The 23,810-nt window shown below is 61.0% G+C and carries 22 protein-coding genes and 3 pseudogenes; 14 read left to right on the top strand and 11 right to left on the bottom strand.

The annotated features are described in order from the left end of the window. Nucleotides 1-214 precede the first annotated feature (214 nt). Complete coding sequence (locus FJ419_RS11840; RefSeq protein ID WP_140691915.1) at nucleotides 215-541, top strand: hypothetical protein; 327 nt, start codon at nucleotides 215-217, stop codon at nucleotides 539-541. An 8-nt stretch (nucleotides 542-549) separates the two neighbouring features. Here FJ419_RS11840 and FJ419_RS31160 read toward each other — a convergent pair whose 3' ends face one another. From FJ419_RS31160 to FJ419_RS11830, 3 genes are all read right to left on the bottom strand, one after another. Next, nucleotides 550-768 carry a hypothetical protein gene (locus FJ419_RS31160; RefSeq protein ID WP_246677877.1) on the bottom strand — a complete coding sequence of 73 codons (219 nt, stop codon included), beginning with the start codon at nucleotides 766-768 and terminating at the stop codon, nucleotides 550-552. A gap of 177 nt (nucleotides 769-945) precedes the next feature. Beyond that, nucleotides 946-1,473 (bottom strand): hypothetical protein, encoded by a 528-nt coding sequence (locus tag FJ419_RS31155; protein WP_246677878.1) that lies wholly within the window; start codon nucleotides 1,471-1,473, stop codon nucleotides 946-948. A 188-nt stretch (nucleotides 1,474-1,661) separates the two neighbouring features. Then, nucleotides 1,662-2,060 carry a VOC family protein gene (locus FJ419_RS11830; protein WP_140691910.1) on the bottom strand — a complete coding sequence of 133 codons (399 nt, stop codon included), beginning with the start codon at nucleotides 2,058-2,060 and terminating at the stop codon, nucleotides 1,662-1,664. Nucleotides 2,061-2,152: 92 nt separating this feature from the next. Between FJ419_RS11830 and FJ419_RS11825 the strand changes: the two are divergent. Then, a pseudogene (locus FJ419_RS11825) lies at nucleotides 2,153-2,849 on the top strand (YafY family protein). A 211-nt stretch (nucleotides 2,850-3,060) separates the two neighbouring features. After that, nucleotides 3,061-3,337: pseudogene (locus FJ419_RS11820) on the top strand (zincin-like metallopeptidase domain-containing protein); the annotation flags it as partial. Nucleotides 3,338-3,619: 282 nt separating this feature from the next. Here FJ419_RS11820 and FJ419_RS11815 read toward each other — a convergent pair. Next, complete coding sequence (locus FJ419_RS11815; protein WP_140691906.1) at nucleotides 3,620-3,868, bottom strand: conjugal transfer protein TraD; 249 nt, start codon at nucleotides 3,866-3,868, stop codon at nucleotides 3,620-3,622. Nucleotide 3,869: 1 nt separating this feature from the next. Next, entirely contained in the window at nucleotides 3,870-4,196 is a 327-nt protein-coding gene (locus FJ419_RS11810; protein WP_140692467.1) for a conjugal transfer protein TraD, read from the bottom strand. Between the two features lie 173 nt (nucleotides 4,197-4,369). Here FJ419_RS11810 and traA point away from each other — a divergent pair, with 173 nt between their 5' ends. Together traA and FJ419_RS11800 are read left to right on the top strand one after the other, a co-directional pair. Continuing rightward, on the top strand, nucleotides 4,370-7,417 hold the full coding sequence (gene traA / locus FJ419_RS11805; protein ID WP_140691903.1) for a Ti-type conjugative transfer relaxase TraA: 3,048 nt from the start codon (nucleotides 4,370-4,372) through the stop codon (nucleotides 7,415-7,417). A 120-nt stretch (nucleotides 7,418-7,537) separates the two neighbouring features. Then, nucleotides 7,538-7,741 (top strand): AlpA family phage regulatory protein, encoded by a 204-nt coding sequence (locus FJ419_RS11800; protein WP_140691900.1) that lies wholly within the window; start codon nucleotides 7,538-7,540, stop codon nucleotides 7,739-7,741. On the opposite strand, the gene FJ419_RS31150 is transcribed toward FJ419_RS11800, so the two are convergent. Continuing rightward, the gene (locus FJ419_RS31150) at nucleotides 7,732-7,962 is read right to left on the bottom strand and encodes a transcriptional regulator (RefSeq protein ID WP_246677879.1); all 231 of its coding nucleotides are present in this window, start codon (nucleotides 7,960-7,962) and stop codon (nucleotides 7,732-7,734) included. The genes FJ419_RS11800 and FJ419_RS31150 overlap by 10 nt on opposite strands. Before the next feature lie 135 nt (nucleotides 7,963-8,097). On the opposite strand from FJ419_RS31150, the gene FJ419_RS11790 reads away from it, so the two are divergent. The 3 genes from FJ419_RS11790 to FJ419_RS11780 all read left to right on the top strand — a co-directional run bounded on the left by FJ419_RS11790 (nucleotide 8,098) and on the right by FJ419_RS11780 (nucleotide 10,144). Then, the gene (locus FJ419_RS11790; RefSeq protein ID WP_140691894.1) at nucleotides 8,098-8,685 is read left to right on the top strand and encodes a hypothetical protein; all 588 of its coding nucleotides are present in this window, start codon (nucleotides 8,098-8,100) and stop codon (nucleotides 8,683-8,685) included. Nucleotides 8,686-8,871: 186 nt separating this feature from the next. Continuing rightward, on the top strand, nucleotides 8,872-9,150 hold the full coding sequence (locus tag FJ419_RS30745; protein ID WP_181170676.1) for a hypothetical protein: 279 nt from the start codon (nucleotides 8,872-8,874) through the stop codon (nucleotides 9,148-9,150). 265 nt (nucleotides 9,151-9,415) lie between these two features. Further along, the gene (locus tag FJ419_RS11780; RefSeq protein WP_181170675.1) at nucleotides 9,416-10,144 is read left to right on the top strand and encodes a GntR family transcriptional regulator; all 729 of its coding nucleotides are present in this window, start codon (nucleotides 9,416-9,418) and stop codon (nucleotides 10,142-10,144) included. A gap of 91 nt (nucleotides 10,145-10,235) precedes the next feature. Here the strand turns inward: FJ419_RS11780 and FJ419_RS11775 are convergent. Next, nucleotides 10,236-11,137, bottom strand: a pseudogene (locus tag FJ419_RS11775) (SMP-30/gluconolactonase/LRE family protein). Between the two features lie 156 nt (nucleotides 11,138-11,293). Here FJ419_RS11775 and FJ419_RS11770 point away from each other — a divergent pair. Genes FJ419_RS11770 through FJ419_RS11745 form a run of 6 tightly spaced genes read left to right on the top strand, consistent with a single transcriptional unit; the run spans nucleotide 11,294 to nucleotide 17,982 of the window. After that, on the top strand, nucleotides 11,294-12,316 hold the full coding sequence (locus tag FJ419_RS11770; RefSeq protein ID WP_140691878.1) for an ABC transporter substrate-binding protein: 1,023 nt from the start codon (nucleotides 11,294-11,296) through the stop codon (nucleotides 12,314-12,316). Between the two features lie 18 nt (nucleotides 12,317-12,334). Continuing rightward, the gene (locus FJ419_RS11765; protein ID WP_140691862.1) at nucleotides 12,335-13,798 is read left to right on the top strand and encodes a sugar ABC transporter ATP-binding protein; all 1,464 of its coding nucleotides are present in this window, start codon (nucleotides 12,335-12,337) and stop codon (nucleotides 13,796-13,798) included. Beyond that, nucleotides 13,795-14,778: an ABC transporter permease gene (locus tag FJ419_RS11760; protein WP_140691846.1), complete on the top strand. Its 984-nt coding sequence runs from the start codon at nucleotides 13,795-13,797 to the stop codon at nucleotides 14,776-14,778. The genes FJ419_RS11765 and FJ419_RS11760 overlap by 4 nt, the downstream gene beginning before the upstream one ends. Further along, complete coding sequence (locus FJ419_RS11755) at nucleotides 14,775-15,740, top strand: ABC transporter permease (protein WP_246677880.1); 966 nt, start codon at nucleotides 14,775-14,777, stop codon at nucleotides 15,738-15,740. Before FJ419_RS11760 ends, FJ419_RS11755 begins: the two co-directional genes overlap by 4 nt. Before the next feature lie 17 nt (nucleotides 15,741-15,757). Beyond that, nucleotides 15,758-16,576: an aldolase/citrate lyase family protein gene (locus FJ419_RS11750; protein WP_140691828.1), complete on the top strand. Its 819-nt coding sequence runs from the start codon at nucleotides 15,758-15,760 to the stop codon at nucleotides 16,574-16,576. A 5-nt stretch (nucleotides 16,577-16,581) separates the two neighbouring features. Next, nucleotides 16,582-17,982 carry an FAD-binding oxidoreductase gene (locus FJ419_RS11745; RefSeq protein ID WP_140691825.1) on the top strand — a complete coding sequence of 467 codons (1,401 nt, stop codon included), beginning with the start codon at nucleotides 16,582-16,584 and terminating at the stop codon, nucleotides 17,980-17,982. Nucleotides 17,983-18,419: 437 nt separating this feature from the next. Here the strand turns inward: FJ419_RS11745 and FJ419_RS11740 are convergent, their stop codons facing one another. The 4 genes from FJ419_RS11740 to iolD are packed head-to-tail and all read right to left on the bottom strand — an operon-like array spanning nucleotide 18,420 to nucleotide 23,775. Beyond that, nucleotides 18,420-19,379 carry a substrate-binding domain-containing protein gene (locus tag FJ419_RS11740; protein ID WP_181170674.1) on the bottom strand — a complete coding sequence of 320 codons (960 nt, stop codon included), beginning with the start codon at nucleotides 19,377-19,379 and terminating at the stop codon, nucleotides 18,420-18,422. 26 nt (nucleotides 19,380-19,405) lie between these two features. Then, nucleotides 19,406-20,410, bottom strand: coding sequence for an ABC transporter permease (locus FJ419_RS11735; protein WP_246677881.1), 1,005 nt, complete (start codon nucleotides 20,408-20,410; stop codon nucleotides 19,406-19,408). Further along, nucleotides 20,410-21,906: a sugar ABC transporter ATP-binding protein gene (locus FJ419_RS11730; RefSeq protein WP_140691820.1), complete on the bottom strand. Its 1,497-nt coding sequence runs from the start codon at nucleotides 21,904-21,906 to the stop codon at nucleotides 20,410-20,412. The genes FJ419_RS11735 and FJ419_RS11730 overlap by 1 nt, the downstream gene beginning before the upstream one ends. A 27-nt stretch (nucleotides 21,907-21,933) precedes the next feature. After that, a complete protein-coding gene (gene iolD / locus FJ419_RS11725) occupies nucleotides 21,934-23,775 on the bottom strand; it encodes a 3D-(3,5/4)-trihydroxycyclohexane-1,2-dione acylhydrolase (decyclizing) (RefSeq protein WP_140691808.1) in 1,842 nt (613 codons plus the stop codon). Nucleotides 23,776-23,810: the final 35 nt, after the last annotated feature.

Below are 23,810 nucleotides of genomic sequence, written 5' to 3'. Positions count from 1 at the left end.
TCCCAGTGCTGTCGAACTGGGGGTGACGATAGCGGCATTGATGGGAAACACAAGAATAGGGCCAGCCACCAGCATGAGCGACTGACCCTAATTTGCTCGCAGGCTAACCCCAGGGTACCGGGGTTAGGGGGACATGGGCCGGGCACCTGCGAACTGCCGTGGACCGTAGCACATTAGCAGGTGCTTGAATAATCAACGTTTTGGAGAACGGAGCGTGATCGTCTGGAAGTTGGCGGCTGGCTGCGGCGTTGTGATTGCCCGCTGGGACCTCGCGGGCGAGATAGCCGTTGGCCGGATGATAGAACCGTTTCTGTGGTTCCTTTATTGGCTCGGGTGCTTTGACCAACCCGAACAGCTCGTCCATTTTATCGGCCACGCTCTGTGCGGCAACGCGGATATCGTCGTCGTCTGGAATGATATAGCCAATCGTAACGTCGCCCTTGCGGCTGTGGTCCATCAGGCACTTGAGATCAGAGAAGTTTACCCCTGCTTTGGCACAAGCCGTGGCGCATCGGGCACCCAACCGTCCGTTCAAGGATAGCCAAGTCATCAACATTGAGGGAGGCATTCGCGGCGACGGGCGTCCGGCGGGATAGGCAGCCGATCATGTTGCTGGCCTTTTCCGCGAACCAGCAGTTCTCCGGCGCGCCAGTCGATATCGTCGAGTAGGATCGCCATGACCTCGAGCGCGCGCAAGCCAAGGCGGGCCATCAGCAGCATGGCGTAGTCGCGTGCACCGCGCCGCGAATTGGCGCGGACCGAGGCCACGACTGCCTCCACCTCGTCAGGCAACAGATGACGAGGAAGTCTTGCGCCCCAGGGTTTAATGCACCCGAGGGACGCAAAGCGACAGGTGCGTAGTCGTAAGGCCCTGAGCGAACAGATATTGAAAGAAGCTGCGCAAATGCGTGGCTGGTGTCTTGTCGCGGAACGGTCGCTTGCGCGTCAGAAGGTGCTCCATGAATGCCACGACATCTCGCGCGGCCAGAGCGGGCAGATCGAGCATATGGTCGCCGAAGCGATGATCGAGAAAGCATCCGCGAACCGGAGCACGTGATAGACCGTGCGCGGGCTGAGGCCGCGCTGTCGCAGAAGGTAGGTTTCGAAGTTGCTCGGCAGCTCAGCGCGCTCTGCCTGCGCAGGTGTCAGCGGCGGTCGTGTCGCCACTCCTATTTCAATCAGATGCGCGACGAACAGCCTGGCAAGATTGGTCACCTTGATCCGGCTCTTCGGCGTGGGCGGCAATCGGCGTCCCAACTCGACAGCAAGGTCCGGCGTCAAAGCCGACGGCGCAATGCCCTCGGCCTCGAGAAAGCGGGCGAAGCGACGAAGCAGGTAGCGATAATTCGTAAGGGTGTCAGGTTTGTAGTTCCTGGAAGAAAGACTTTCCTCGAACGACGTGAAGTAGGGATCGAGGCAGGTAGTCTGGTTTGATATATCCGTCTCTTGTGCTCCATGTTGTTGGAGCGACAATCTTCACCTGTTTTCCAGTCTAGCGGCAGTTTTCGACCCTAGCACAGACGTTCGCCATCGAGCTCCAATACCCCGATAGCAGTCATTCGACGCGATGACGGAAAGCGCTACGTCTGCGACGCCATGTTTGCCATTGTTGCATAGCCTACTGCGCGCGGGGCGCTCGCGCACCCTATCTGTCATTCTGATTATCGTCCTATGAACCGGCGTTTGGCATCTTCCGTTGCCGGCATGAAGAGCGATACCGCACTTCCTTCCGGGTCGCGGAACTGGAATGTCTTGTTGCCCCAAGGCATGGTCTTGAGTTCATGCACAAGGGGAACGCTATCCTTGAGGCGCGCGTATTCGGCATCAACGTCATCGACCTGAAACTCGAGAAAAACAGTGCGGTTATCTCCTGGCTGGGCGCTGTTTTCCTGCCAGAGCGATACAGTCTCCACCGAGCCGATCGCAAGGACTGCGCCAGGGGTGACGAGTTCGGCAAAGACCGGCGCCAGCCAGTTTGCCGTGACCCCGGTGACCATTTCGTAGAAGGCGACCATCTGTTTGATGTCGCCGGCGATGATGCGAGCGGATGCGAATTTCATGAAAACCTCCTGCGATGGCGACGCCTTTGCCGCATCTTCACAGGCTTGTCTCACATCGCTGTTGCCAGCATTATGGCAGCAGGAGTCAGCATATGCGCAGAGCCGACCGTCTTTTTCAGCTCATCCAGATCCTGCGGCGCAGCAGCCGGCCGGTGACGGCCGCTGCTATCTCGCAGGAACTGGAGGTTTCGAAGCGCACGGTCTACCGCGACATCGCCGACCTCATGGGCCAGCGGGTGACCGATTACCGGTGAGGCCGGCTTCGGCTATATTCTCCATCCTGGGTTCGACATGCCGCCCCTCATGTTCACGCCAGACGAGATTGAAGCCATCGTTCTGGGCGCCAAATGGGTTTCCTCTCATTCGGATGCGCTCATCGCCACTGCTGCTAGCGACGTCGTCAGCAAAATCGCTGCCGTCGTTCCCGATGCACTGCGGCCGTTCATCGCCGAACCAAGCATGACCATACGGCCGGTGCAATCGCCGCCGAACGAGACCATCAATATTGCGCCTATCCGCCAGGCAATTCGCGACGGACGAAAGCTGCGTCTTCGCTATCGCTCGAAAGCCGATGAGACGACAACGCGCACTGTGTGGCCGGTCATTCTCGGTTATTCCGAGACCAGCCGACTGCTGGTGGCCTGGTGTGAACTGCGGCAGGACTTTCGGCACTTCCGCACCGATCGCATTGTGGCGGTGGAGGTTTCAGAAGAGGCCATTTCCCTACGCGATGGTGAGTTGCGTCGGCGCTGGCAGACATTGCGAGAGAAACAACTTCCTGTCCGCTAACACGTTTGGTGATAGTCCTAGTCCGCTTCCTAGGTCGCTTGCCTGTAACCAGACCTTCGCAAAACATCCATACTCGCCCCCCTCGAACCGCTCTGATTATGCCGAACTGTCGCATCGCTGAACGCTAGCTCAACAGTGGCCAAAATCAGGCATGCAGCATAATCCGAGTTACGGCATAATGCCCCTTATGCCGATATCGGCATAATGGCCATGGACGAAACATCCCAAGCGCCTTGACCGGGAGTTAGGCCGCAAGCGCTTTGGCGATGAGGGCCCTGGAAGAGCTGGTGGCGGAACTTGGCGCGGCCTTTCTGTGCGCCGATCTCCAGCTTACCCCCAAGACGCGCGATGATCATGCAGCTTATGTCGCAAGCTGGCTGCAGGTCTTGAAGGACGACACGCGGGCGATATTCACCGCTGCATCACATGCCGGGCGCGCGGTGGCGTTTCTGCATGCACAGGCGAAGGCCAAGGGCTTGGCTGCGTAATGCTCTGGTCTGCCGGGCAACGGCGCGACGGGGTCTGCTCAATCCGGCCGCGCTGCGCTGCCCTGGACCGGGTGGGCGCCCTGCCAAGGTGGGTTATCAGTTGTTTCAGTGATCTCCGAAGTTTGTTACTCGACGGCCTGAGACCTGGAACAGGTAGCTTTCGCAAGGCTCCGCCGACCTCAGCTCTTCCACCAAGGGGCGCAGCAACAAGTGCAGGTCTTGCTTTCCTTCAGTCCGGTTCGAGATATTTGACATCGAGGCCGCGGCGTAGCGCAAGCGCCGCTAAGTTCGCTGATCCTTTCCCCCTTCATGCCTTTCCGCATTGAACGCCTGCTTCCCCTTCGCAACCCAGAGGTCGCGCGCGTGCTCGCCTTCATGGCTCTGCAGCTTGGTGGCGATCCACAGTAGCGCGCCGTAGATCACGGCGCGATCGTCATTCGTTAGTTCGACGATGCCTGCCTTGACGACGAGACCGCCGAGTTCGATCAGATGTTGGGTGCGCTTGCGGCGCTCGACCTGCCAGGTGCGCATGTCATGCCGAGCCCGTGCCGCCCGCCGGCGATTGCGGGCTGCCTTGGTGCCCTGGAGCGCTGCGCCGGTTGCTTCCAGATGCCGGAGCAGTTCGCCGGGACCGGCTCTCGAAAAACTTCACCCCACGCTCGGCCCATGCCTCACGCTTTGCAGTCTCTTTCGTTTCGGCGATTGCGACCAGCGCCCCGGCCAGTTCGTCGGTGCTGAGTTGATCGGCGCCGGTGGCGATCACCAGTTCGCCAAGTTGCTGCACCTTGCGCGTTTTGAGCTCTCGCGCTTTGTCTTCCAGCGCCTTCAGTTCCGCGTCGAACTCCCGTGGTTTGCGCATGTGCTGTCTCCGTTGATTGTCGATGTGGCGATGATAGGCGAGCGTCCGCCGGAAGGCTTCAGGGTTGCCGAGACAGCCCGGGACGGGCTGGTCCATCCCGAGATTTTTTCGAGGGAGGGCGCGCTTATACGTCGTTCCGACGTGCGCTTTGCCGTGCAAATGATCTGGTCGCGATGGCGATCTATCATCTTCACGTCAAGGTCATTGGCCGCAAGGCCGGGAGCAGTGCCGTAGCGTCGGCGGCCTACCGCTCTGCCTCGCGGCTGCGTGACGAGCGCATTGATCGAAACCACGACTTCTCGGCCAAGCGCGGCGTTGTCCATTCCGAGGTTCTGCTGCCGGAGAATGCGCCGGTAGCCTGGAGCGACCGCGAACGGCTGTGGAACGATGTCGAAGCCTTTGAGGTCCGCAAGGATGCCCAGCTTGCCCGGGAGGTGGAGTTTGCCCTTCCACGCGAACTGAGCCAGGCACAAGGCATCGAACTGGCCCGCGACTTCGTGCAGGCCGAGTTTGTCAGTCGGGGCATGGTCGTCGATCTCAATGTGCATTGGGACAGGGCGGAGGATGGCAGTCCCAAGCCGCATGCCCATGTCATGCTCACCATGCGGTCCGTGGACGCGAACGGCTTTGGCGCGAAGGTCCGAGACTGGAACCAGACCGAGCTTGTCGAGCGCTGGCGCGAGCGCTGGGCCGAGCTTGCCAATGAGCGCCTGGCCGAACTCGACATCGACGCCCGCATCGATCATCGCAGTCTGGAAGCGCAGGGCATTGCTCTGGAGCCGCAAACCCAGATTGGTGCACCGGCTCAACGCATCGAGGGCAACGGCCTTGATGCTGCCGGCATTGAAGCAGATCGCGCCGAACTGCACCGCGAGATCGCGCGCAACAATGGCGCGCGCATCATAGCCGACCCATCCGTGGCGCTGGACGCCATCACCCATCAGCAATCGACCTTCACCCGAAAGGACATTGCCAAGTTCTCGCATCGCCACAGCGATGGAATGGAGCAGTTCAACGCGGTCGTGGCGGCCATTAGCAATGCGCCCGATCTGGTCGAGCTCGGCAAGGATGGACGCGGCGAAGACCGCTTCACCACGCGGCAAATGATCCATAGCGAACAGCGCCTTCATCGCGCGGCAGAACGCATGGCTGGGCAGAGACAGCATGCGGTGAGTGACCGGGATCGTGCGACGGCGTTGGCGGATGCCAAGCATCGTGGCCTTGTTCTCTCTGACGAGCAGACCGATGCACTGGATCACATCACGAATGTCCGCGGTCTTGGTATCGTTGTTGGTTTTGCCGGCACCGGCAAGAGCGCGATGCTGGGCGTGGCGCGTGAGGCTTGGGCAGGAGCAGGCTACGAGGTTAGAGGCGCGGCACTCTCCGGAATTGCGGCCGAGAATCTCGAAAGCGGATCAGGCATCTCGTCTCGCACCATCGCCAGCTTGGAACATAGCTGGGAACAGGGGCGCGATCTGCTCACCGCGCGTGATGTCCTGGTGATTGACGAAGCCGGCATGGTCGGCACGCGCCAATTGGAGCGCGTGCTCTCCCACGCCGCGGAAGCCGGTGCAAAGGTCGTGTTGGTGGGCGATCCACAGCAGTTGCAGGCGATCGAGGCGGGTGCTGCGTTCCGTTCGATTCACGAACGCCATGGCGGCGTCGAAATCGGCCAAGTGCGCCGGCAGCGCGACGACTGGCAGCGCGACGCCACGCGCGATCTTGCAACCGGCAGGATCTGGGCTGCGATCAGCGCTTATGACGAACAAGGCATGGTGCACAAGGCTGCGTCGCGCGATGAGGCGCGCAGCGATCTTGTCGAGCGCTGGGACCGCGACAGACAGGCAGAGCCAGATGCGAGCCGGATCATTCTCACCCACACAAACGACGAGGTGCGCGCGCTTAACAAGGCAGCGCGCGAGCGCATGCGCCGTGCTGGCGAACTCGGCGACGATGTTCAGCTGGATGTGGAACGCGGTGCAAGGAATTTTGCAAGCGGCGACCGCGTCATGTTCCTGCGCAACGAGCGCGGACTCGGCGTCAAGAACGGCACGCTCGGTGTGATTGAAGAGGTCAGCACACAGAACATGGCCGTGCGCACCGATGGCGGCAGGTCCGTGCGCTTTGACCTGAAAGACTATACTCACATCGACCACGGTTATGCCGCGACCATTCATAAAGCCCAGGGAATGACCGTCGACCGCACGCATGTGCTGGCGACGCCAGGTATGGATGCGCATGGCGGCTATGTCGCCCTGTCGCGGCATCGCGACGGGATGGACATGCACTACGGCAGCGACGACTTCGCCACCCGCGAGCGGCTTGTCCGTACGCTGTCACGCAACCGCGCCAACGACATGGCGTCGGATTACGACCAGGTCGACCCGGCGCAGACCTATGCCGAACGGCGTGGGATCAGCTTCCGACAGCGTGTGGTCGAGATCGTGCGCCGCATCGTTCCTGAGAAGCTTCGCGACAGGATCGGCGGGCTGCTCGACGGGTTGCGCTCGCCCGTAGACGCCGAGTCTAGCCAAGACCGTGGGCGCAGCCCGGAAAGAGGAGACGATGGAAAGCGAAACGGCGATGCCGGCGCCGCGCCCGGAAGAGAAGCTTCCTCGAGGGGCATGCAGCGCGAAACGAATGCGCCGATGGACCCGGAAGCGACGTTGCGTAGCGCCCGCACGAAGGCGCTTGTGCGCCACGCGCGCGCACTCGACGCTGTTACCGTCGGCGGCCATGCGGACGAGCAGGGGACTCCCGAGCAGATACGCGAATTGAGAGATGCGCGCATCGCTTTCGAGAAGGTTCGACCGCATGGCTGGCGCGATGCCGAAGCGGCTTACGTCAAGAATCCCGAGCTGGTTCGTGAAACGGCGGCCGGCCGGGTCAACCGCATTGTCCTTGCTCTCCAACTCGAAACGGAAATCCGCACCGGACTAGACAACGATCCGAGCCGCCGCGCAGATCGTTTCGTGGAGCGTTGGCAAAAGCTGGATCGCACGAGCCGGGGCCAATTCCAGGCAGGCGACATGTCGGGCTACAAGTCAACGCGCACGGCAATGTCCGACATGGCCAAAAGCCTCGAACGCGATCCGCAACTGGAATCCCTGCTCGCCAATCATAAGAAGGCGCTCGGCATTCAGGTTGAATCCGGCCGGCGCCTGGGTGTGGAACTGATGTTCAACCACGGCATCAGCATGGGACGGGGCATCGGGCTGTGACACCTGGCCAATCCGCCGCCGTTTATACGCCATCCACGGACGAGACGACGAACCTTGTTGCGTTCCCTCGCTAGCCGTCCTGTCTGGTTCCAGCAGATGCCACCAAGGAGCAGGCAAGCTATGCCCGAGCCAGATCGTATTGTACGTCTCAGAACCGTCCTTGCCCGAACCGGCCTGTCCCGCTCGACCATCTATCGCAAGATCGCCGAAGGCACGTTCCCCCCTCAGATCAAGATAAGCATCAACGGGGCGGGCTGGCGGGAATCCGATGTCAATCGATGGATCGCCGATCCTGTTGCATGGCGAAAAGAGCGTCAGTTCTGATTGCGAGACAGACGAACGCCAGGGCCGCCGCCATTCTCTGGAATGAATTCAATGCCGGCGCTTTCGAACGTGCTTCGTATCAGATCCACAGTCGATTGCTTCAACGCCTCGCCTCTTTCGAAGCGAACAATCGTCTGGGTTGATACTCTGGCTTCTTTTGAGAGGTCTAAAACACCCCATCCTAATGCAGCTCGAGCCATGCGGCACTGCACCCGATTCATAAAATCACCATTTTATGGTGATTTTGGTTGCTTAGATAATGCACTGTGTGTAGTCTCGGTTTCACTTGGCGGCCGGATGGGTGATGCAACACCAATCCGGCCTGGCCACGCCAAAGCTGTTGAGGAGCTCGGATCATGGCTGATTCCGACAATAGCACGTCTTTGCCTTCCGTCACGCACGGGCGAGGGCAACGGCAGACCGCAGGCGTGTCTGGAAGTTTCGACGATGAAGCCGCGATTCTGCTGCTACGAGGCTGGTTGCGGGCACAGCACGTTTCGCACGTGCTTTGCCGACGTCAGCAGCGCCTAGAGAGGCGCGTTCTCGACGCCTCAGACCACGAAGCGATAGATGAGAAGGTCGGCTATTCGATCGCTTGCCAAGCGGAAGTCGAGGCCACGACTGCAGCCTTGAAGCTCCAGGACAAGCTACCTCAGATACGGGCGCGGTCGCTTCTTGGCATCGTCGCCAAGCTCGAAATCATTGTTGGCGCGGATCGCGACATTGACGATCCGACAGACTTCCCCTGGCCGCATATCGCGTCTGTCCTTAATGACTTGAAGGAAATCGCCGGCAGCCTGCCGCTTGAACGGCCTGAGCGAACCCTCGTCCAAGCGGACTGTAGGCTTTATCAGGAGATAGCGACGAATCTGGTCGGCCTGGAAAAGCGGACCTCTACTCTGCGCTTGGGGGATGCGGCTGTCGTTGACATCAGCTCAGGATAGAAATGCTTCTATCCACCGTGCTAGCCGCGCTTTTCGTCATGACACGTTTGAGCCAGAGTAGCGGATCAGGCCGAAGTATGTCCCAATAGCACGCTTTCCTATCCATTTCTGCGAGCGCCCATTGCGACGAATTCCCTCGTCTCGCGCATGAGCACATCTTGCGAGACATGGAGGAGCCACGTTTTCTTGGCATACTTGATGGCCGGCAGCCATCCTGCCGACTGCTGCTATCGTTCGGGTATCATGCCCCCCACTATTTTTGCCCCGTTGCAAGCTGTTCCTGCAATGGTGGTGAAGTCCGGCAAGCGGGTCTTGCGTGAGGCACCCCATCGGGCGATTCTGCGCCTTGCAGGCGCTCTCGCTCGCCAAGCGGCCCGCGAAGACCATGCGCGTGAACAGGCCGAGAAAATTCCCCATGAATCGGACCGCGATCTACGCACGCTTCTCAACCGACCTCCAGAATGAGCGATCGATCGACGATCAACTCGCTTGTGCCAAACATATGCAGACCGTGAGAAAGTTGTCGCGACCTTCGGTGACCGAGCCCGCTCCGTCGGCTCCGTCCTGGGCCGTGACGACTTACTTCAGCTCATGGATAAGGCGCGTGAGCACGACACCGGCGTACCGGAGCCGAGATTCGGAGCGTGACGGTTCTCAATCGGGTCCGCTGTGGATTGAGTGGCCACGAGAAGATGTGGTACCTTTGAGACAAACGCAAGGGTACCATGACTTGTCCAATGGCATAACGATCGATCGCCCAAGGTCGCTGGTTGCGACTGTTGTTGAGCGCCTGCGACAAGCAATCATCGATGCAGAACTTGCGCTTGGCAGCGAGTTGTCCGAAGCGGGCCTCGCCTCGATGCTCGGCGTCAGCCGGACGCCGATCCGAGAGGCGCTGACGATCCTGCAACAGCAGGGAATGGTCAACATCATTCCGCAGCGGGGTACTTACGTCTTCTTTCCCACCGAACAGGACATCATCGACCTGTGCGAGTACCGGATCGTGTTGGAAAGCCGTGCCATATCCTTTGCTATGGCGAGACATCGTGACGAAACCACAATGCAGCTCGAACGCGCGCTTGACATGATGGACAGGGCGCGGGCGGATGGCGATCCTGTCGCATATTCACGGGCCGATACCGTGTTTCACGAAGCGTTCATCCGCAACTGCCGCAACCGTTACCTTCAGGAAGGCTTCGAGCAGGTTGCCGGCCAGATCGCGACGCTGAGAACGCACCTTTCGGTGCCGATCGCGGGCGCGCAGGATCGCTCCTATGTCCACCACAGGGAGATCGTGGAGGCGTTCAAGAATGGCGATATCCTGGCGATCGATGCTGTGCTGACGGATCACATCCTGTCGACGCGTAAGTCCTACATTGAGGCAATGCAGGAAGGGCTGATAAAGCCGCCGGCCGCAGCCGTCCGCGTTCCTGCCGGTCTCGGCCGCTTCAGCAGTTAGCGCGTCCCGGGTAATAAATAGAAGGCATCTCGGGTTCATTCTCAAGCGCTGAAATGGACGTTGGCGCCGTTCGACTTGAGTGGCCAGGGCTCTAGAATGTCTTGGCACCTGTGACCGGCAGTCTCACCCCGTAGAGGGATGTCGTTCCGCAAATGTACAGGTAATTCCGCTTCGGACCCCCGAAACAAACATTGGCTACGACTTCCGGCACTTTGATTTTACCGACCGGTGTATAACAATGGACACTGTCTCCTGCGCTCGTCCATATGCGACCATCGGTATCGAGCCTCAGCCCATCGAAAAATCCGCTTGTGGCTTCGGCGAATACGCCGCCGTCAATGAGTTTCTCATCTAGGACCGCGAATTTGCGAATATGGCGCGGTCCATCCTTGCGATGTGAGGCGCCGGTATCGACAATATAGAGGGTCTTTTCGTCTGGGGAGAATGCTATTCCATTGGGCTGGACGAAATCGTCCGCCACGACGCTCAGGCTGCCCGTCTCAGGATCGAGGCGATAGACGAAGTTGCCGGCCTGTTCGCTTTCTCCTTTGTTGCCCTCATAGTCGGAATCGATCCCGTAGGTCGGGTCGGTGAACCACAGGCTCCCGTCGGACCTCTCGACGCATCGTTGGGACTGTTCAGCCGCTTGCCTTCGAAGCGATCGGCGAGAGTGATGACCGTGCCGTCGACCTCGGTGCGGGAGACCCGCCGCCCGCCATGCTCACATGTGACCAGACGCCCAGCCCGGTCGACCGTATTGCCATTGGAATGACCAGAAGGGTGTCGAAACACCGAGACCTGGCCGTTGCATTCGTCATAACGGAGCATGCGATCGTTCGGGATGTCAGACCAGACCAAGTAGCGGCCAGCCGGAAAATAGGCCGGGCCCTCCGCCCATCGGCAGTCGCTGAACAGCATATCGAGCCTGGCCGTTCCGATGAACAGCCGGGCGAAGCGGGGATCTAGAATTTCAAAGACAGTCTCGCGATCCATCGAGTGCGCTCCTGCATTGAATAAGAGATGCCGCATTAACCGCCCTCTTGTCAACTCAACTGACATACTGTACCTCAGATACGGCGCCGGCTGCCCTGGCGAGGCGGCGATGCAGACCCGGGTGAATCGTTCAATCTCTTTTTTTGGGAGGAATTTATGAACCATCTCACAGCGCTGCTTTCCGCAGCGGTGCTTTCCTCATGCTTGGTCGGTCCGGCGCTTGCCGATACGTCCGGCAAGAAGATCGCGCTTTCCAATGGTTACGCCGGCAATTCCTGGCGTCAGAGCATGCTCGAAAGCTGGAAGAAGATCGGCGACAAGGCCGTTGCCGACAAGGTCATCGGCGCCGCCGACGCCTTCACAACGGCCGCCAAGGAAGCGCCGCAGCAGGCAGCACAGATTCAGAACCTGATCTTGCAGGGCTACGACGCCATCGTGCTGAACGCCCTGTCGCCAGACGCTCTCAACGGCTCCGTCAAGCAGGCTTGCGATGCCGGCATCATCGTCGTCGCCTTCGACGGGCTCGTGACCGAGCCATGTGCCTACAAGGTGACCGTCGACCTCGCCGAGACCTACGGCGCCGAGCAGGTCCGGCAGATGGCCAAGCGCCTGCCGAATGGCGGGAACATTCTCTACATCCGCGGTGTGGCGGGAACCAGCATCGACGACGACATCACCAAGGGCGTGCTGCGCGAGATCGAAAAGCACCCCAACCTCAAGATCGTCAGCACCGTTCACGGCGACTGGGATCAGACGACCGCCCAGAAGGCTGTAACCGGCGTATTGCCTTCCCTGCCTGACATCGCCGGCATCATCGACCAGGGTGGCGACGGCTACGGCACGGCCGAGGCGTTCCGTTCGGCCGGCCGGCCGCTTCCCATAATTATGCTCGGCAATCGCAAGGACGAACTGGTCTGGTGGAAGGAGCAGATCAAGACCAACGGCAACTACGATACATGGTCGGCTTCGGAGGCTCCGGGCATGGCGACATTCGCCTTCTGGGTGGCTCAACAGGTCCTCGACGGCAAGGACGTTCCCAAGGAAGTGCCGATGGACATCCTGTTCGTCGACAAGTCGTCCCTGGATGCCCAGATCGCCGCGACGCCGGACGGCGGTGTCGCCAATGTCGAATATTCGCAGGATGACGTGGTCAAGGCTATCGCCGCGGCCAAGAAATAGACTTCAGGAGCCGTAGGGATGACCGCCGGGAAAACCTCGATCGTCGCTTTTTCGGCGGTCGCCAAAGCCTATGGCAACGTCAAGGCGCTCAACGGCGTCGACTTCGTTGTCGACGCTGGCGAGTGCGTCGGTTTGGTCGGCCACAATGGCGCCGGCAAGTCCACTTTGGTGAACGCAATTGCCGGCACGATAGGGACGGACGCAGGCCGTCGAACCATCGCCGGCCAGGATTTAACCGAACATTCCGTTGTGCTCGCCCACAAACTTGGCGTGCGCTGTGTCTTCCAGGAACTGTCTCTTTGTCCCAATCTAACGGTCGCGGAAAACGCGCGCATAAGCCATCCTTCGCTGACCGGCTGGGGATCGCTGCGTCGCGCCGACGCGCTGATTGTCGCCAAGCTCGACGATATTTTCCCCGGACATGGTATCCGGGGCGACCAGATCGTTGGCGATCTCTCCATCGGCCGGCGGCAGATGGTGGAAGTCGCCCGCGTGTTTACGCAAAGCGTCGACCCTATCAGGCTGGTTATCCTCGACGAGCCGACTTCGTCGCTCGACAGCCATGCTTCCGCGCAGCTTCTCGCCTATGTCCGCCGCGCGGTGGCGACCGGGGTCAGCTGCATCTTCATCTCGCACCTTCTCAACGAGGTCCTGGCTTCGACAGACCGCATCGTTGTGATGCGCGACGGCAAGGTTGCCGTCACCGGGGCGACGATCGATTTCGATCGCGAGAAACTCGTCGCGGCAATGGTCGGCATCGTCAGCGCCCGCCAGAATTCAGTGGCGAAGCAGCGGCGGGGCGATGCTCCGCTGCGTGTCGCCGTTCACAAGAAGCATGGTGCCGCCGGCAACGATCTCGACGCCAAGGCGGGTGAGATCATCGGTCTCTCCGGTCTGGCAGCGCACGGACAAAGCAATCTGTTGGTTCGGATATTCCAAGCGGCGAGCCGGCGCGATCGGGGGGTGGACGTCACGGCCACCGTGGCGGTGGTCGCAGGCGACCGGCAGACGGACGGCGTGTTTCCGTTATGGTCCGTGCTCGAGAACATCGCTGTTCGTTCGCTGTCGGCGCTGAGTTCCTACGCGCTGATCTCCCAGGAGAAGCAGCGGGCGATGGGTGAGACCTGGCGGCAGCGCCTCGGCATACGCACGCCCGACCTCGGCAATTCGATCCTGTCCCTATCAGGCGGCAACCAGCAGAAGGCGCTTTTTGCGCGCGCACTCGCGTCGGATGCCCAGATCATCCTGATGGACGACCCGATGCGAGGTGTCGACATCGCGACCAAGCTCGAAGTCTATGCCCTGATCCAGGAGGAAGCCGCAAAGGGCCGGACGTTCATCTGGTACACGACCGAGTTCGAGGAACTTGAGAACTGCGATCGTGTCTATGTGCTGCGCAACGGCAAGATCGTAGCCGCGCTCGACCACGATGAGGTCAATGAGCAGAATGTAATCCGGTCCTCATTCGGAGAGGCCGCATGAGCTCTACCGCCTCGGCTCGCCCAGTCAATCGAACCAGCCCGGCCCGGTGGTTCGACCTGTCCCCGACGCTGCTACGCACGGCCTTGCCGTTCGTGTCGCTGGCGCTGATGCTAGCCGCCATCGGTTGGCTCAATCCGCGCGCCATCAGCTACATGGGGTTCAACCTCATGCTCAGCCTGGCGATCCCGGTCGCGCTGGCGACGATCGCGCAAATGTTCGTCATCACGGTCAACGAACTGGATCTCTCGGCGGGCTTCTTCATTTCGTTCATCGCATCGGTTTCGGTCACGATGCTGCACGACACGCCGCTTCTCGGTATCGCCGTCATCGCTGGAGCCGTCTTTGTCTACGCGGCGATCGGCGCGCTGATCCATCTGCGCAACCTGCCATCCATCGTCGTCACGCTCGGCATGGCCTTCGTCTGGCAGGGGCTGGCCCTGATGGTCCTTCCGCAGCCTGGCGGCAAGGCGCCAGCCTGGCTGCAATCATTTATGGCGGTTCATGTGCCCTTTGTTCCGTTTCCCATTGTCGCGGCCGCCGCCATTGCTCTGGTGGTCCACCTTGCGTTGATGAAAACGAGTTACGGCGCCGTCCTGCGCGGCATTGGCGGCAACCAGGCGGCCGTGGCCCGGGCCGGCTGGTCGATCCTGCATGCCAAAGTGCTCGCCTTCACGCTTGCCGGCGTGTTCGGGGTGCTGTCGGCGCTGACCCTGGTAGGCCTTTCGACCGCCGGCGACGCGAACATCGGCGCCGGCTATACGCTGCTCGCCATCGCCGGCGTCATCCTGGGCGGCGGCGAGTTTATGGGCGGGCGCGTGTCCGCCATGGGCGCGGTGGCCGGCGCGCTGACGCTGACGCTGGCGTCCGCGTCGCTCCTGTCCTTCATGCACATTCCGACCGACTGGCAGACCGGCGCCAATGGCGTGATTCTTATCGTCGTGCTGGCTCTGCGCGCCATGATCGAGAGGCGCCCCAAATGAACGCGCTCCGAATGAACGCATTCGTCAGGACGCTGCCGGCTAGGCCGTGGATATGGTCCTTCATCGGTGCCGCAATCGTCTTCCTCGCATCGCTCCTCATTACCGGGGGCGCGGGCGCGGGCGGCATCGTCGTGGCGGCCCTTTCGCTGGCGTCCTTCGCGGTGGTGGTCGGCATGGGGCAGATGTTTGTCATGTCGCTCGGCCCCGGCAATGTCGATCTGTCGCTGCCGGCCAACATCGGCCTTGCCAGCGCCATCGCCATGAAGGTGATGAACGGGTCGGACAGCATGATCGCGGCCGGCATCGTTGCGGCGTTGGCCAGCGGCATGCTGATTGGCCTGATAAACTACGGGCTGATCCGCACGCTGCGCATTCCACCAATCATCGCCACCCTGTCGACGAGCTTCATCGTCCAATCGATAGACATCAGCTATGGCCGCGGCCTTCAGGTAAAGCCGCCGCCCGGATTTGCCGGCTTCACCGATCTTCGTTTGCTTGGCCTGCCGGTGTTCGTACTGGTCATCATTGTCGCTTCGATCATAGCGGCGATTGTGCTTGGGAGGACCATCTTCGGACGCTCGGTCCTGGCGATCGGTCAAAATATGCGTGCCGCGTGGCTCGCCGGCATCAAGGTCCAGCGCATCCGCGCCGTCACCTACGTGCTGTGCAGCGCGCTCGGCGGCCTGAGCGGCGCTCTGCTGGCGGCCTATTTTCGCGGATCTTCCACGGATATCGGCAACGAGTATCTACTCATGTCGATCGCCGTCGTCGTCATCGGCGGCACCTCGGTCGCCGGCGGGCGCGCCAACTTGCCAGGCCTGTGGGGCGCAGCTCTGTTCCTCGTGCTGCTCCAGGTCATGCTCAATACGTTCGGCGCCGATGCCAGCGTCCGCCTGGTCACCACGGGTTTCGTCATTATCGCCGTCATTACGGCAGCGGGCGGCCGGGTGGCCGAACGCTGAGCCAAAAAGGAAATACCGTGTTCAAGCCAAACGAATTGAAGAGGCGTCTCGCCGCCGGGGAACAATTGCTCGGGGCCTGGATTGCCACCGGCAGCGCCACCGTAGTCGAGATCATGGGCAATGCCGGTTTCGACTTTCTGCTTATCGACCTCGAACATGGCCAGGGCGAGCTCAACGACTTGGTTCATATGCTGCGCGCCGCCGAAAACACCGGCACACGCTGTATCGTTCGGGTGCCGTGGAACGATCCGGTGACGCTCAAGCGAGTGCTCGACGCCGGCGTCGACAGCGTCATGGTTCCAATGGTCGAGACCGAGGCCGAGGCCGCTGCGGCGGTGCGCGCCTGCCATTATCCGCCGCATGGTTCGCGTGGCTATGCGGCGCCGCTGGTGCGGGCTTCGAACTATGGCCTGGTGAAGGACTACATCCATATCGCCAACGAGAATCTTCTCTTGATTGTGCAGATCGAGAGCGCGTCGGCCGCCGCAAAGGCCGGAGAAATTGCCGTCGTCGAGGGCATCGACATGGTCTTTGTCGGCGTCAACGATCTTGCCGGATCGATTGGAAGACTGGAGCAACTCGATCAACGGGACGTACGTGATCTGGTCGCCCAGGCCGAAAGCCAGGTTCGCGCATCGAACCGTTGGCTGGGCACCGTTCCGAGCGCCGGCGCAACTTGGGATGAACTGCTTGCTGCCGGCTACAATCTTTTGCCCATCACCAGCGACGTGACCCTGCTGCGCGACGCTGCCGCCGATCTCGTGCGCGTGCAACGCGGCAAGCGTACCGGCGATCTGTCCGAGCCCGCGAGATCTAAGGCCCAGAGCGGATATTAGACACAATGGACCGTGCAACGCGAGAAGCCTTTCTTCATGCGCTCAAGGACACGCTCGGCTCGGGTGCATTGATCGGCGAGGACGTCCCGACCCGCAACGAGCAAGACTGGAGCGCGCTTTCCGTGCGGCCGCTTGCCGTGATCCGTCCAACGACGCCCGAAGCCGTGGCGACCGCCATGCGACTGTGTCATGCGCATCGCGTGGCAGTGGTGCCTCAAGGTGGACTGACGGGTCTGGCCGGCGGTGCCAGGCCGATCGAGGGGGCCGTCGTTATCTCGCTGGAGCGGTTCACGGGTATCGAAGAGATCGATCGCAACTCCTCGACGATCACCGTTCGGGCCGGAACACCGCTGGAAGTCGTGCAGCAAGCGGCGGATGATGCCGGTTTTTTCTTCGCGCTGGACCTTGGGTCGCGCGGGTCCTGCACGATCGGCGGCAATCTCGGGACAAATGCCGGAGGCAACCGGGTTCTGCGTTATGGCATGATGCGTGAATTGGTCCTTGGCATTGAAGTGGTGTTGCCAGATGGGACGCTTGTCAGCAGCCTCAACAAAATGCTCAAGAACAATGCCGGCTACGACCTGAAACAGCTTTTTATCGGCAGCGAGGGCACGCTCGGCATAATCACCCGTGTCGTGTTGCGCCTGCACCCGAAACCCAAAAGCATCATGGCCGCGATGGTAGCTTTGGACAGCTACGAGCATGTTCTCAGTCTGCTGGCCAGTGTCAGGGGTAATCTCGGCCCGCTGCTTTCGGCATTCGAAGTCATGTGGAAAGACTATTGGGACGTCGCAACCGGACGAGTACCGGGCGTGCGTAATCCGGTGCCAGGCAATCATCGATTCACCGTTCTTTTGGAGGCGCAGGGCAACGATGCCGAGAATGATCCTGCCCGCTTTCAGGAAGCGCTCGAAGGAACGATTGAGGCTGGCATGGTCACCGACGCCGCAATCGCCAGCTCGCTTTCGGACGTGAAGGACTTCTGGCAAACGCGTGATGCCGCCGGGGAATTCAAAAAGGTGCTGGGGCCTCATCTCTCCTTCGATATCGGCCTGCCGGTCGCGACAATGGATCACTTTGCCATCGAATGCCGCGCGGCCCTGCTTGGTGATGTCGATGGCTGCCGATCATACTACTATGGGCACATAGCCGACGGAAACATGCACATCATCGCAAATGTCCCGGCTCTGGCCCAACAGCCGGCCGACCAGATCAACGAAGTGATCTACAATCTCGTCAAGAAACATGGCGGAACGATTTCCGCCGAGCATGGCATAGGGCTGACCAAGAAAGCCCACCTAGCGCTAACCCGCAGCGCCGAAGAGATAGCGGTAATGCGCTTGATAAAACGCGCTCTAGATCCCGCCGGCGTGCTCAATCCGGGCAAGGTTTTCGACATGGGGTAAACCCTTATCCGCCCCGCGCCAGTTGCCGGGTCGGGCACAAGGTGCTCCGTTGACCCACGTCGCAAAATCTTGAGTCTTGTTCTGCGACGGCGTTCGATCCGATCTCGTCGCAAGATCTATCAAATGCCATTGCGTCGGCGTATGCACTGCGCACGCCGCCCCGCGATTGAATTTGTGGGAATGGTGGTACTCTCCAATACCACTCTGCAGGGATGGCTACCACTTACGAGGCTTACAGGCAGAGTTTGAAGGCTCACTATCAATCTCAACCTGGTTGGCTGTACAAGCCATTCTGGGCGACGCGGCAGTCGGATGCCACCCGGGACGAGCTGGCAAACGCTGATGTTGCGCGATGGCGGCGCCGCTCGGTTTGACCGAGACTGGCGCCGCTGCTGCCGCGCCAGCTCATGAATGTCTGAAGGTCTGAATCTTGAGCTTCAGTAGGGCGAATCGGGAAAATAGAACTCTTCCGCATTGTCCTTGGTGATCAAGGGGCTGTCCAGGATGTAGCGCCCGCGAATCGGTGCCTGCGTCGCGGCGCGCATGGTGGTCAGCTCGATCGCCGGAATGATCAGGGTTGGCGGATAGAAGATGTCGGCGTCGACGGCGCCGCCGCCGTCCTTGACCATCTTGACGACTTTGTTCATGCCGGAGCCGCCCAGAACCACGATCGGTTTCGGCCTATTGGCCTGCTTGATTGCCTCCATGGCGCCGAGCGCGGCATCGTCGTCGCCCGCCCACACGCCGTCGATGGCATCGAATTTCTGCAGGAAGTCCTGCATCACCTCGAAGCCCTTGTCCGGGTTCCAGTTGGCGAACTGCATGTCGAGGATCTGAACCTTCGAGCCCTCCAGTTCTTTTTTGAAGGCATCGATGCGGACATTGTCGATGGTGGTCGGAATGCCGCGCATGACCACGATCTTGGCGCCGTCTGGAAACTTCTTTTTGAAATACTGCCCCGCGATCACGCCGTATTGCGGGTTGTTGCCGCCGACATAGAGATCCTCGATACCTTCTTCCGCTAAGCCGCGATCGACGGTCGTTATGAAGACGCCTTGCGCCTTGGCCTGCTTCACCGGTTCGGTTAGGGGCTCGGATTCAAATGGCAAGATCACCAGCGCGTCGATGCCGCGCGCAACGAGATCCTCGACGTCGTTGACCTGCTTGGAAGCGTCGTTGGCTGCAGCGACCACGAACTCGATGTCCGGGAAGGCCTTCTTCATCTGCTCGACGGTACGCTTGGTCTGGAAGTTGAGACCGCCGGTCCAGCCATGGGTTGCCGCCGGAATGGAAATGCCAATCGTTCTTCCACCCGCCGCCAAAGATATTTTCGGCATGCCTACGGCGCCGAGCGCGATCGCGATCGCTCCGCCCTTCAGGAATGTTCTCTTCTCCACGGTGTTCTCCTCTCTAGGATGGCGGGTCAGACCTCCCGGCGACCCTTCTGCAGATAAACGGCGATGATGATGATGATCCCCTGGAACGCACCGTTGAGATATGGACTGGCGAGCGCCGTGAGGTTCAGGATGTTGTCGATCAGGCCGAGGATCAGGACCCCGACGATCGACCCCCAAATGCGCCCGAAGCCGCCTTTGAGCGCGGTCCCGCCGATGATCACGGCGGCAATGGCTTCAAGCTCCCACAGGAGACCGGTTGATGGCGTCGCGGCGCCGAGCCGCGGAACGTAGATCATCGTGGCCAGGGCCACGCAGACCCCTTGGAATACGTAAGTCAGGATTCGGACGCGGTGGACCCGGATGGCCGAGTATCTGGCGACTTCCGGATTTGAACCGATGGCGGTGACGTGGCGGCCAATTCGGGCGCGGCGCAGGACCAATTCCGCCCCCACCGCTAGGAAAATCATGGCGATCAACGGGTAGCTGACGCCGGCGACAGAGCCATAGTAGAGCGGTCGCGCGACCCCCTTGAGGCTGCTTGAAAGCGAGATCGAGCCGCCGTCCGAAAGCCAGGTGATGACGGAGCGGAAGATGCCCATCGTGCCCAAGGTGACGATGAAGGCGTCGATGCCGCCCTTGACGACGAGGATGCCGTTAAGCGTGCCCGCAACCACGCCCAACGCCAATGCCAGGACTATGCCGATCAACACGACCAGCCAGCTATCCCCAAGCGACGAGCCTGCCGCGTTCATGCCCATGATGACCAGGCCGGCGATCAGCGCCGACATCGATCCGACGGAAAGGTCGAGGCCACCAGCGGTGATGACGTAGGTGGCGCCGATGGCGATGATGCCGACGATTGCCGAGCGAGTCAGCAGATTGGATAGATTGCCGGCCGACAGGAAACTGTCGCTCAGCAAGCTGCCGATGGAGATCAGCGCCAATAAGGCCAGGATAGGTCCGAGCGCGCTGAGTCGCTTGGTGGCGCCCAACCACGGACGATGTGGCATGTCGGCAGCGGCGGCGTTCATTATGCGGCCTCCTTGGTCAGACCCATGGCGAGGCGAACGATGGTGCTCTCGTTGATATCATTGCCGGTCAATTCGCCGGCGACACTGCCTTTGCGCATCACCAGCACACGATGTGCCAGGCCGATGACTTCCTGCATCTCGGAAGAGATCACCACGCAAGCGGCGCCTTGTGCGGCTAGCCCGGCGATGACCCGGTAAATCTGCTGCTTGGAGCCTATGTCGACGCCGCGCGTGGGTTCGTCAAAGATGGCCACGTCCGGCCGGCTCGCGAGGGTCTTGGCGATAAGGACCTTCTGCTGGTTGCCGCCGCTGAGCGAGCGCGCGATTGCATCGGGGGCGCTCCTCCGGATGTCGAACTCGCGAACGGCCTGGTCCAGTCGTCCGCGTTCTTCCGCTCTGTTGATCCAGGCCCGGCCTCTCAGCGCCCCGACAGTGAGGGAAACGTTCTCATCGAGGCCGGCATCCAGCAGAAGCCCCTTACCCTTGCGATCTTCGGTCAGGTAGGCCAAGCCAGCGGCCCAAGCCTCGCGCGCGGTGGGGAGGCGTCCGCTCGCGGCATTGGCAAGGGTGAAGTTCCGGCATTGCGCAGGTCTCAGGCCGGCTAGCGCTTCGAACGCTTCGGTCCGGCCGGAGCCGACCAGCCCGGCAATTCCGAGGATTTCCCCGCGGCGCAGTCGGAAGCTAACGCCGCTGACATGAGGCGGGCTGTGCAGATCCTCGACGCTGAGCACGACGTCGCCGGCGGGCATCGCACTCTTGGCCGGGTAGAGCTGGCTGAGCTCGCGGCCGACCATCAGCGTCGCCATCTCGTCTTCGGTCAGATCCGACGCCGGTCCGACGTGCCGGATGCGCCCATCCCTCAGAACCGCGACTCTGGAGGCGATCGCCTTCACCTCGTCGAGACGGTGAGACGTGAAGATGACGGAACCTCCCTCCGACACGAACTGCCGCATGCGTCGGAACAGGGCTTCCACCTCACGCGCGCCTAGCACGGCGGTCGGTTCATCCATGAGCAGAAGTTTCGGGTTCCTCGCGAATGCCTTTGCCACTTCCACCATCTGCCACTCGGTGTTGGGCAGGCTGGAAAGCTTGGCGCAGGGATCGGCAGACGAGCCTAACGCATCCAGAAGCAGGCGGGACTCTCTGCGTATCTTCGGATAGTCGACGAGAAGGTGGCGACGCGGCTCGCGACCGATGAAAATATTCTCGCCGACGGTCAGGTCCGGCGCGAGGCAGAATTCCTGGTGGATAAGGACGATCCCAGCATCTTCGGCCTCTTGAACGGTCGCGGGCAGGGGATGTTCGTCGATCAAGGCGGTGCCTGCGGTTGGCGGCACATAGCCGCCAACGATGCGCATCAAAGTCGATTTCCCGGCGCCATTCTCGCCCACGAGGGCAAGAATTTCTCCACGATCGACGGACAGGGTGAGATCCTCGAGAACGGGATTCAGCCCATACGTCTTCGCGACGTCGCGCAACTCGACAAACGCCGACATGAGATTGACCTTCGGATTGCGATGAAGTCAGACGCCTACGCGCTGCTTCGTGCGAGCTTGAGCCTGTTCCGCATGCGCTTCCCGCACCTGCGGCCTGGTGCTTACCTCGGGCACACCCACATCCCACCAGGCATCGCCGGGCGTCCAGGTGAAACCATCGGATACTAGCGTGATGACCGTTGTCCGATCCGTTCCCAAGGCCCAATCGACGGCCTGAGCGAGGTCCGCGAGGCTGTCGACCCGTCTGGTCAGCGCGCCCATAGATTCGGCGTGCTTCACAAAATCGACGCTGAACGGCTCCTTCACGCGGCAGTCCTTGATCAGGTTGTTGAAGGAGGCAGCGCCCTTTGCATTCTGCAGGCGATTGATCACCGCATATCCACCGTTGTCACAGACGATGACGATCATCTTGTGGCCGGACAGGACGGTCGAATAGATGTCCGAGTTCATCATCATGTAGGTGCCATCGCCGACCATCACGATCGGCGTTCTCGTCGGGTCGGCCATGGCGGCTCCCCAGCCGGCGGCGATCTCGTAACCCATGCATGAGAAGCCGAATTCACAGTCGAACGTATTAGGCGCCTTGACGCGCCAGTTCTTCATGACCTCGCCCGGCAGGCCGCCCGCGGCCGTGATGACCAGGTCTCGCTCGCCAGCGCGTGCATTCACAATGCCGATGACTTGGGCGTAGCTGGGAACGGGCTGATTGGTCGGCTTCTGGTATCCGTCCAGCGCTTTGTTCCACTTGGCGAATTCGACACTGCCTTTCTCGGTCCATTCCTTTGGCGCCTGCCACTCCTCCAGCGCCGCTCCCAACTCGTTGAGCGAGGCCAAGGCATCGCCAACCACCGCCAGGGCTCGATGTTTGGTGGCGTCCCATCGGGCTGCATTGATGGATATGAACTTGGCGTCTTGCGCGAAAGCGCTCCAGGAGCCGGTGGTGAAGTCCATTAGGCGCGTACCCACGGCGACGATCACGTCTGCCGAGGCGGCCAGTGCGTTGGCCGAGGTTGAGCCGACGATGCCGATCGGCCCGACATAAGCAGGATGATTATGGCTGACGGTGCTTTTGCCGGCGATCGTCTCACACAAGGGAATGCCGTGGACGAGGGCAAGATCGGCCAATACCTGCTCAGCGCCTGAGTAGCGGGTGCCGCCACCGGAAATGATCAGCGGGCGCTTTGCTGCTTTCAACAGCTTCACTGCTTCTGCCAGCCGGTCGGCGTCGGGTCGCGGGCGAGGAATCGCATGCACGGTTTCGGCGAAGAATTCTTCCGGATAATCCCAGGCCATCTCCTGCACATCCTGCGGCAGTGCGATGAACGCCGGACCGCAATCGGCCGGATCCAGCATGGTGGCGACCGCCTGGGGCAGCGAAGAGATTATGCCTTCGGGATGGACAATGCGGTCCCAATAGCGAGTCACGGCCTTGAAGGCGTCGTTGACATTGATGGTCGGATTGCCGAAGTGTTCGACCTGCTGCATGACTGGATCGGGGCGGCGATTGATGAAAGTATCGCCGGAGAGCAGCAGCACCGGCAGTCGGTTGGAATGGGCCACACCGGCGGCGGTGACCATGTTCAGGGCGCCCGGGCCGATCGAGGTCGCGGCCACCATGATCTGGCGGCGGCGTTTGGCTTTGGCGAAGCCGATTGCCGCGAGGGCCATCGACTGCTCGTTCTGTCCGCGCCATGTGGGCAACCGATCCTGGACCGCTTCCAGCGCTTCCGATAGACAGGTCACATTGCCGTGTCCGAAGATGGCGAAGACGCCCGGAAAGAGCGGAACTCGCTTCCCGTCGACGATCGTGAACTGATTGCAAAGATAGCGGACCAGGGCTTGCGCCATGGTCAGACGGACCACTGACATTTGACTCCTCCGGGCATCGCGGCAACTCATGCCGA

Source organism: Mesorhizobium sp. B2-6-2 (genome assembly GCF_006440615.1).
Taxonomy (GTDB): domain Bacteria; phylum Pseudomonadota; class Alphaproteobacteria; order Rhizobiales; family Rhizobiaceae; genus Mesorhizobium.
The sequence above is the reverse complement of the archived record's forward strand: the minus strand, read 5'-3'. Positions and strand labels throughout refer to the sequence as shown.

What these genes read in the sequence shown, in the direction of transcription:
- FJ419_RS11830 (WP_140691910.1), bottom strand. Translation starts at nt 2,060, where the DNA reads ATGAAATTCGCATCCGCTCGCATCATCGCCGGCGACATCAAACAGATG.
- FJ419_RS11815 (WP_140691906.1), bottom strand. Translation starts at nt 3,868, where the DNA reads ATGCGCACCTGGCAGGTCGAGCGCCGCAAGCGCACCCAACATCTGATC.
- FJ419_RS11810 (WP_140692467.1), bottom strand. Translation starts at nt 4,196, where the DNA reads ATGCGCAAACCACGGGAGTTCGACGCGGAACTGAAGGCGCTGGAAGAC.
- traA (WP_140691903.1), top strand. Translation starts at nt 4,370, where the DNA reads ATGGCGATCTATCATCTTCACGTCAAGGTCATTGGCCGCAAGGCCGGG.
- FJ419_RS11800 (WP_140691900.1), top strand. Translation starts at nt 7,538, where the DNA reads ATGCCCGAGCCAGATCGTATTGTACGTCTCAGAACCGTCCTTGCCCGA.
- FJ419_RS31150 (WP_246677879.1), bottom strand. Translation starts at nt 7,962, where the DNA reads ATGAATCGGGTGCAGTGCCGCATGGCTCGAGCTGCATTAGGATGGGGT.
- FJ419_RS11790 (WP_140691894.1), top strand. Translation starts at nt 8,098, where the DNA reads ATGGCTGATTCCGACAATAGCACGTCTTTGCCTTCCGTCACGCACGGG.
- FJ419_RS11770 (WP_140691878.1), top strand. Translation starts at nt 11,294, where the DNA reads ATGAACCATCTCACAGCGCTGCTTTCCGCAGCGGTGCTTTCCTCATGC.
- FJ419_RS11765 (WP_140691862.1), top strand. Translation starts at nt 12,335, where the DNA reads ATGACCGCCGGGAAAACCTCGATCGTCGCTTTTTCGGCGGTCGCCAAA.
- FJ419_RS11760 (WP_140691846.1), top strand. Translation starts at nt 13,795, where the DNA reads ATGAGCTCTACCGCCTCGGCTCGCCCAGTCAATCGAACCAGCCCGGCC.
- FJ419_RS11755 (WP_246677880.1), top strand. Translation starts at nt 14,775, where the DNA reads ATGAACGCGCTCCGAATGAACGCATTCGTCAGGACGCTGCCGGCTAGG.
- FJ419_RS11745 (WP_140691825.1), top strand. Translation starts at nt 16,582, where the DNA reads ATGGACCGTGCAACGCGAGAAGCCTTTCTTCATGCGCTCAAGGACACG.
- FJ419_RS11735 (WP_246677881.1), bottom strand. Translation starts at nt 20,410, where the DNA reads ATGAACGCCGCCGCTGCCGACATGCCACATCGTCCGTGGTTGGGCGCC.
- FJ419_RS11730 (WP_140691820.1), bottom strand. Translation starts at nt 21,906, where the DNA reads ATGTCGGCGTTTGTCGAGTTGCGCGACGTCGCGAAGACGTATGGGCTG.
- iolD (WP_140691808.1), bottom strand. Translation starts at nt 23,775, where the DNA reads ATGTCAGTGGTCCGTCTGACCATGGCGCAAGCCCTGGTCCGCTATCTT.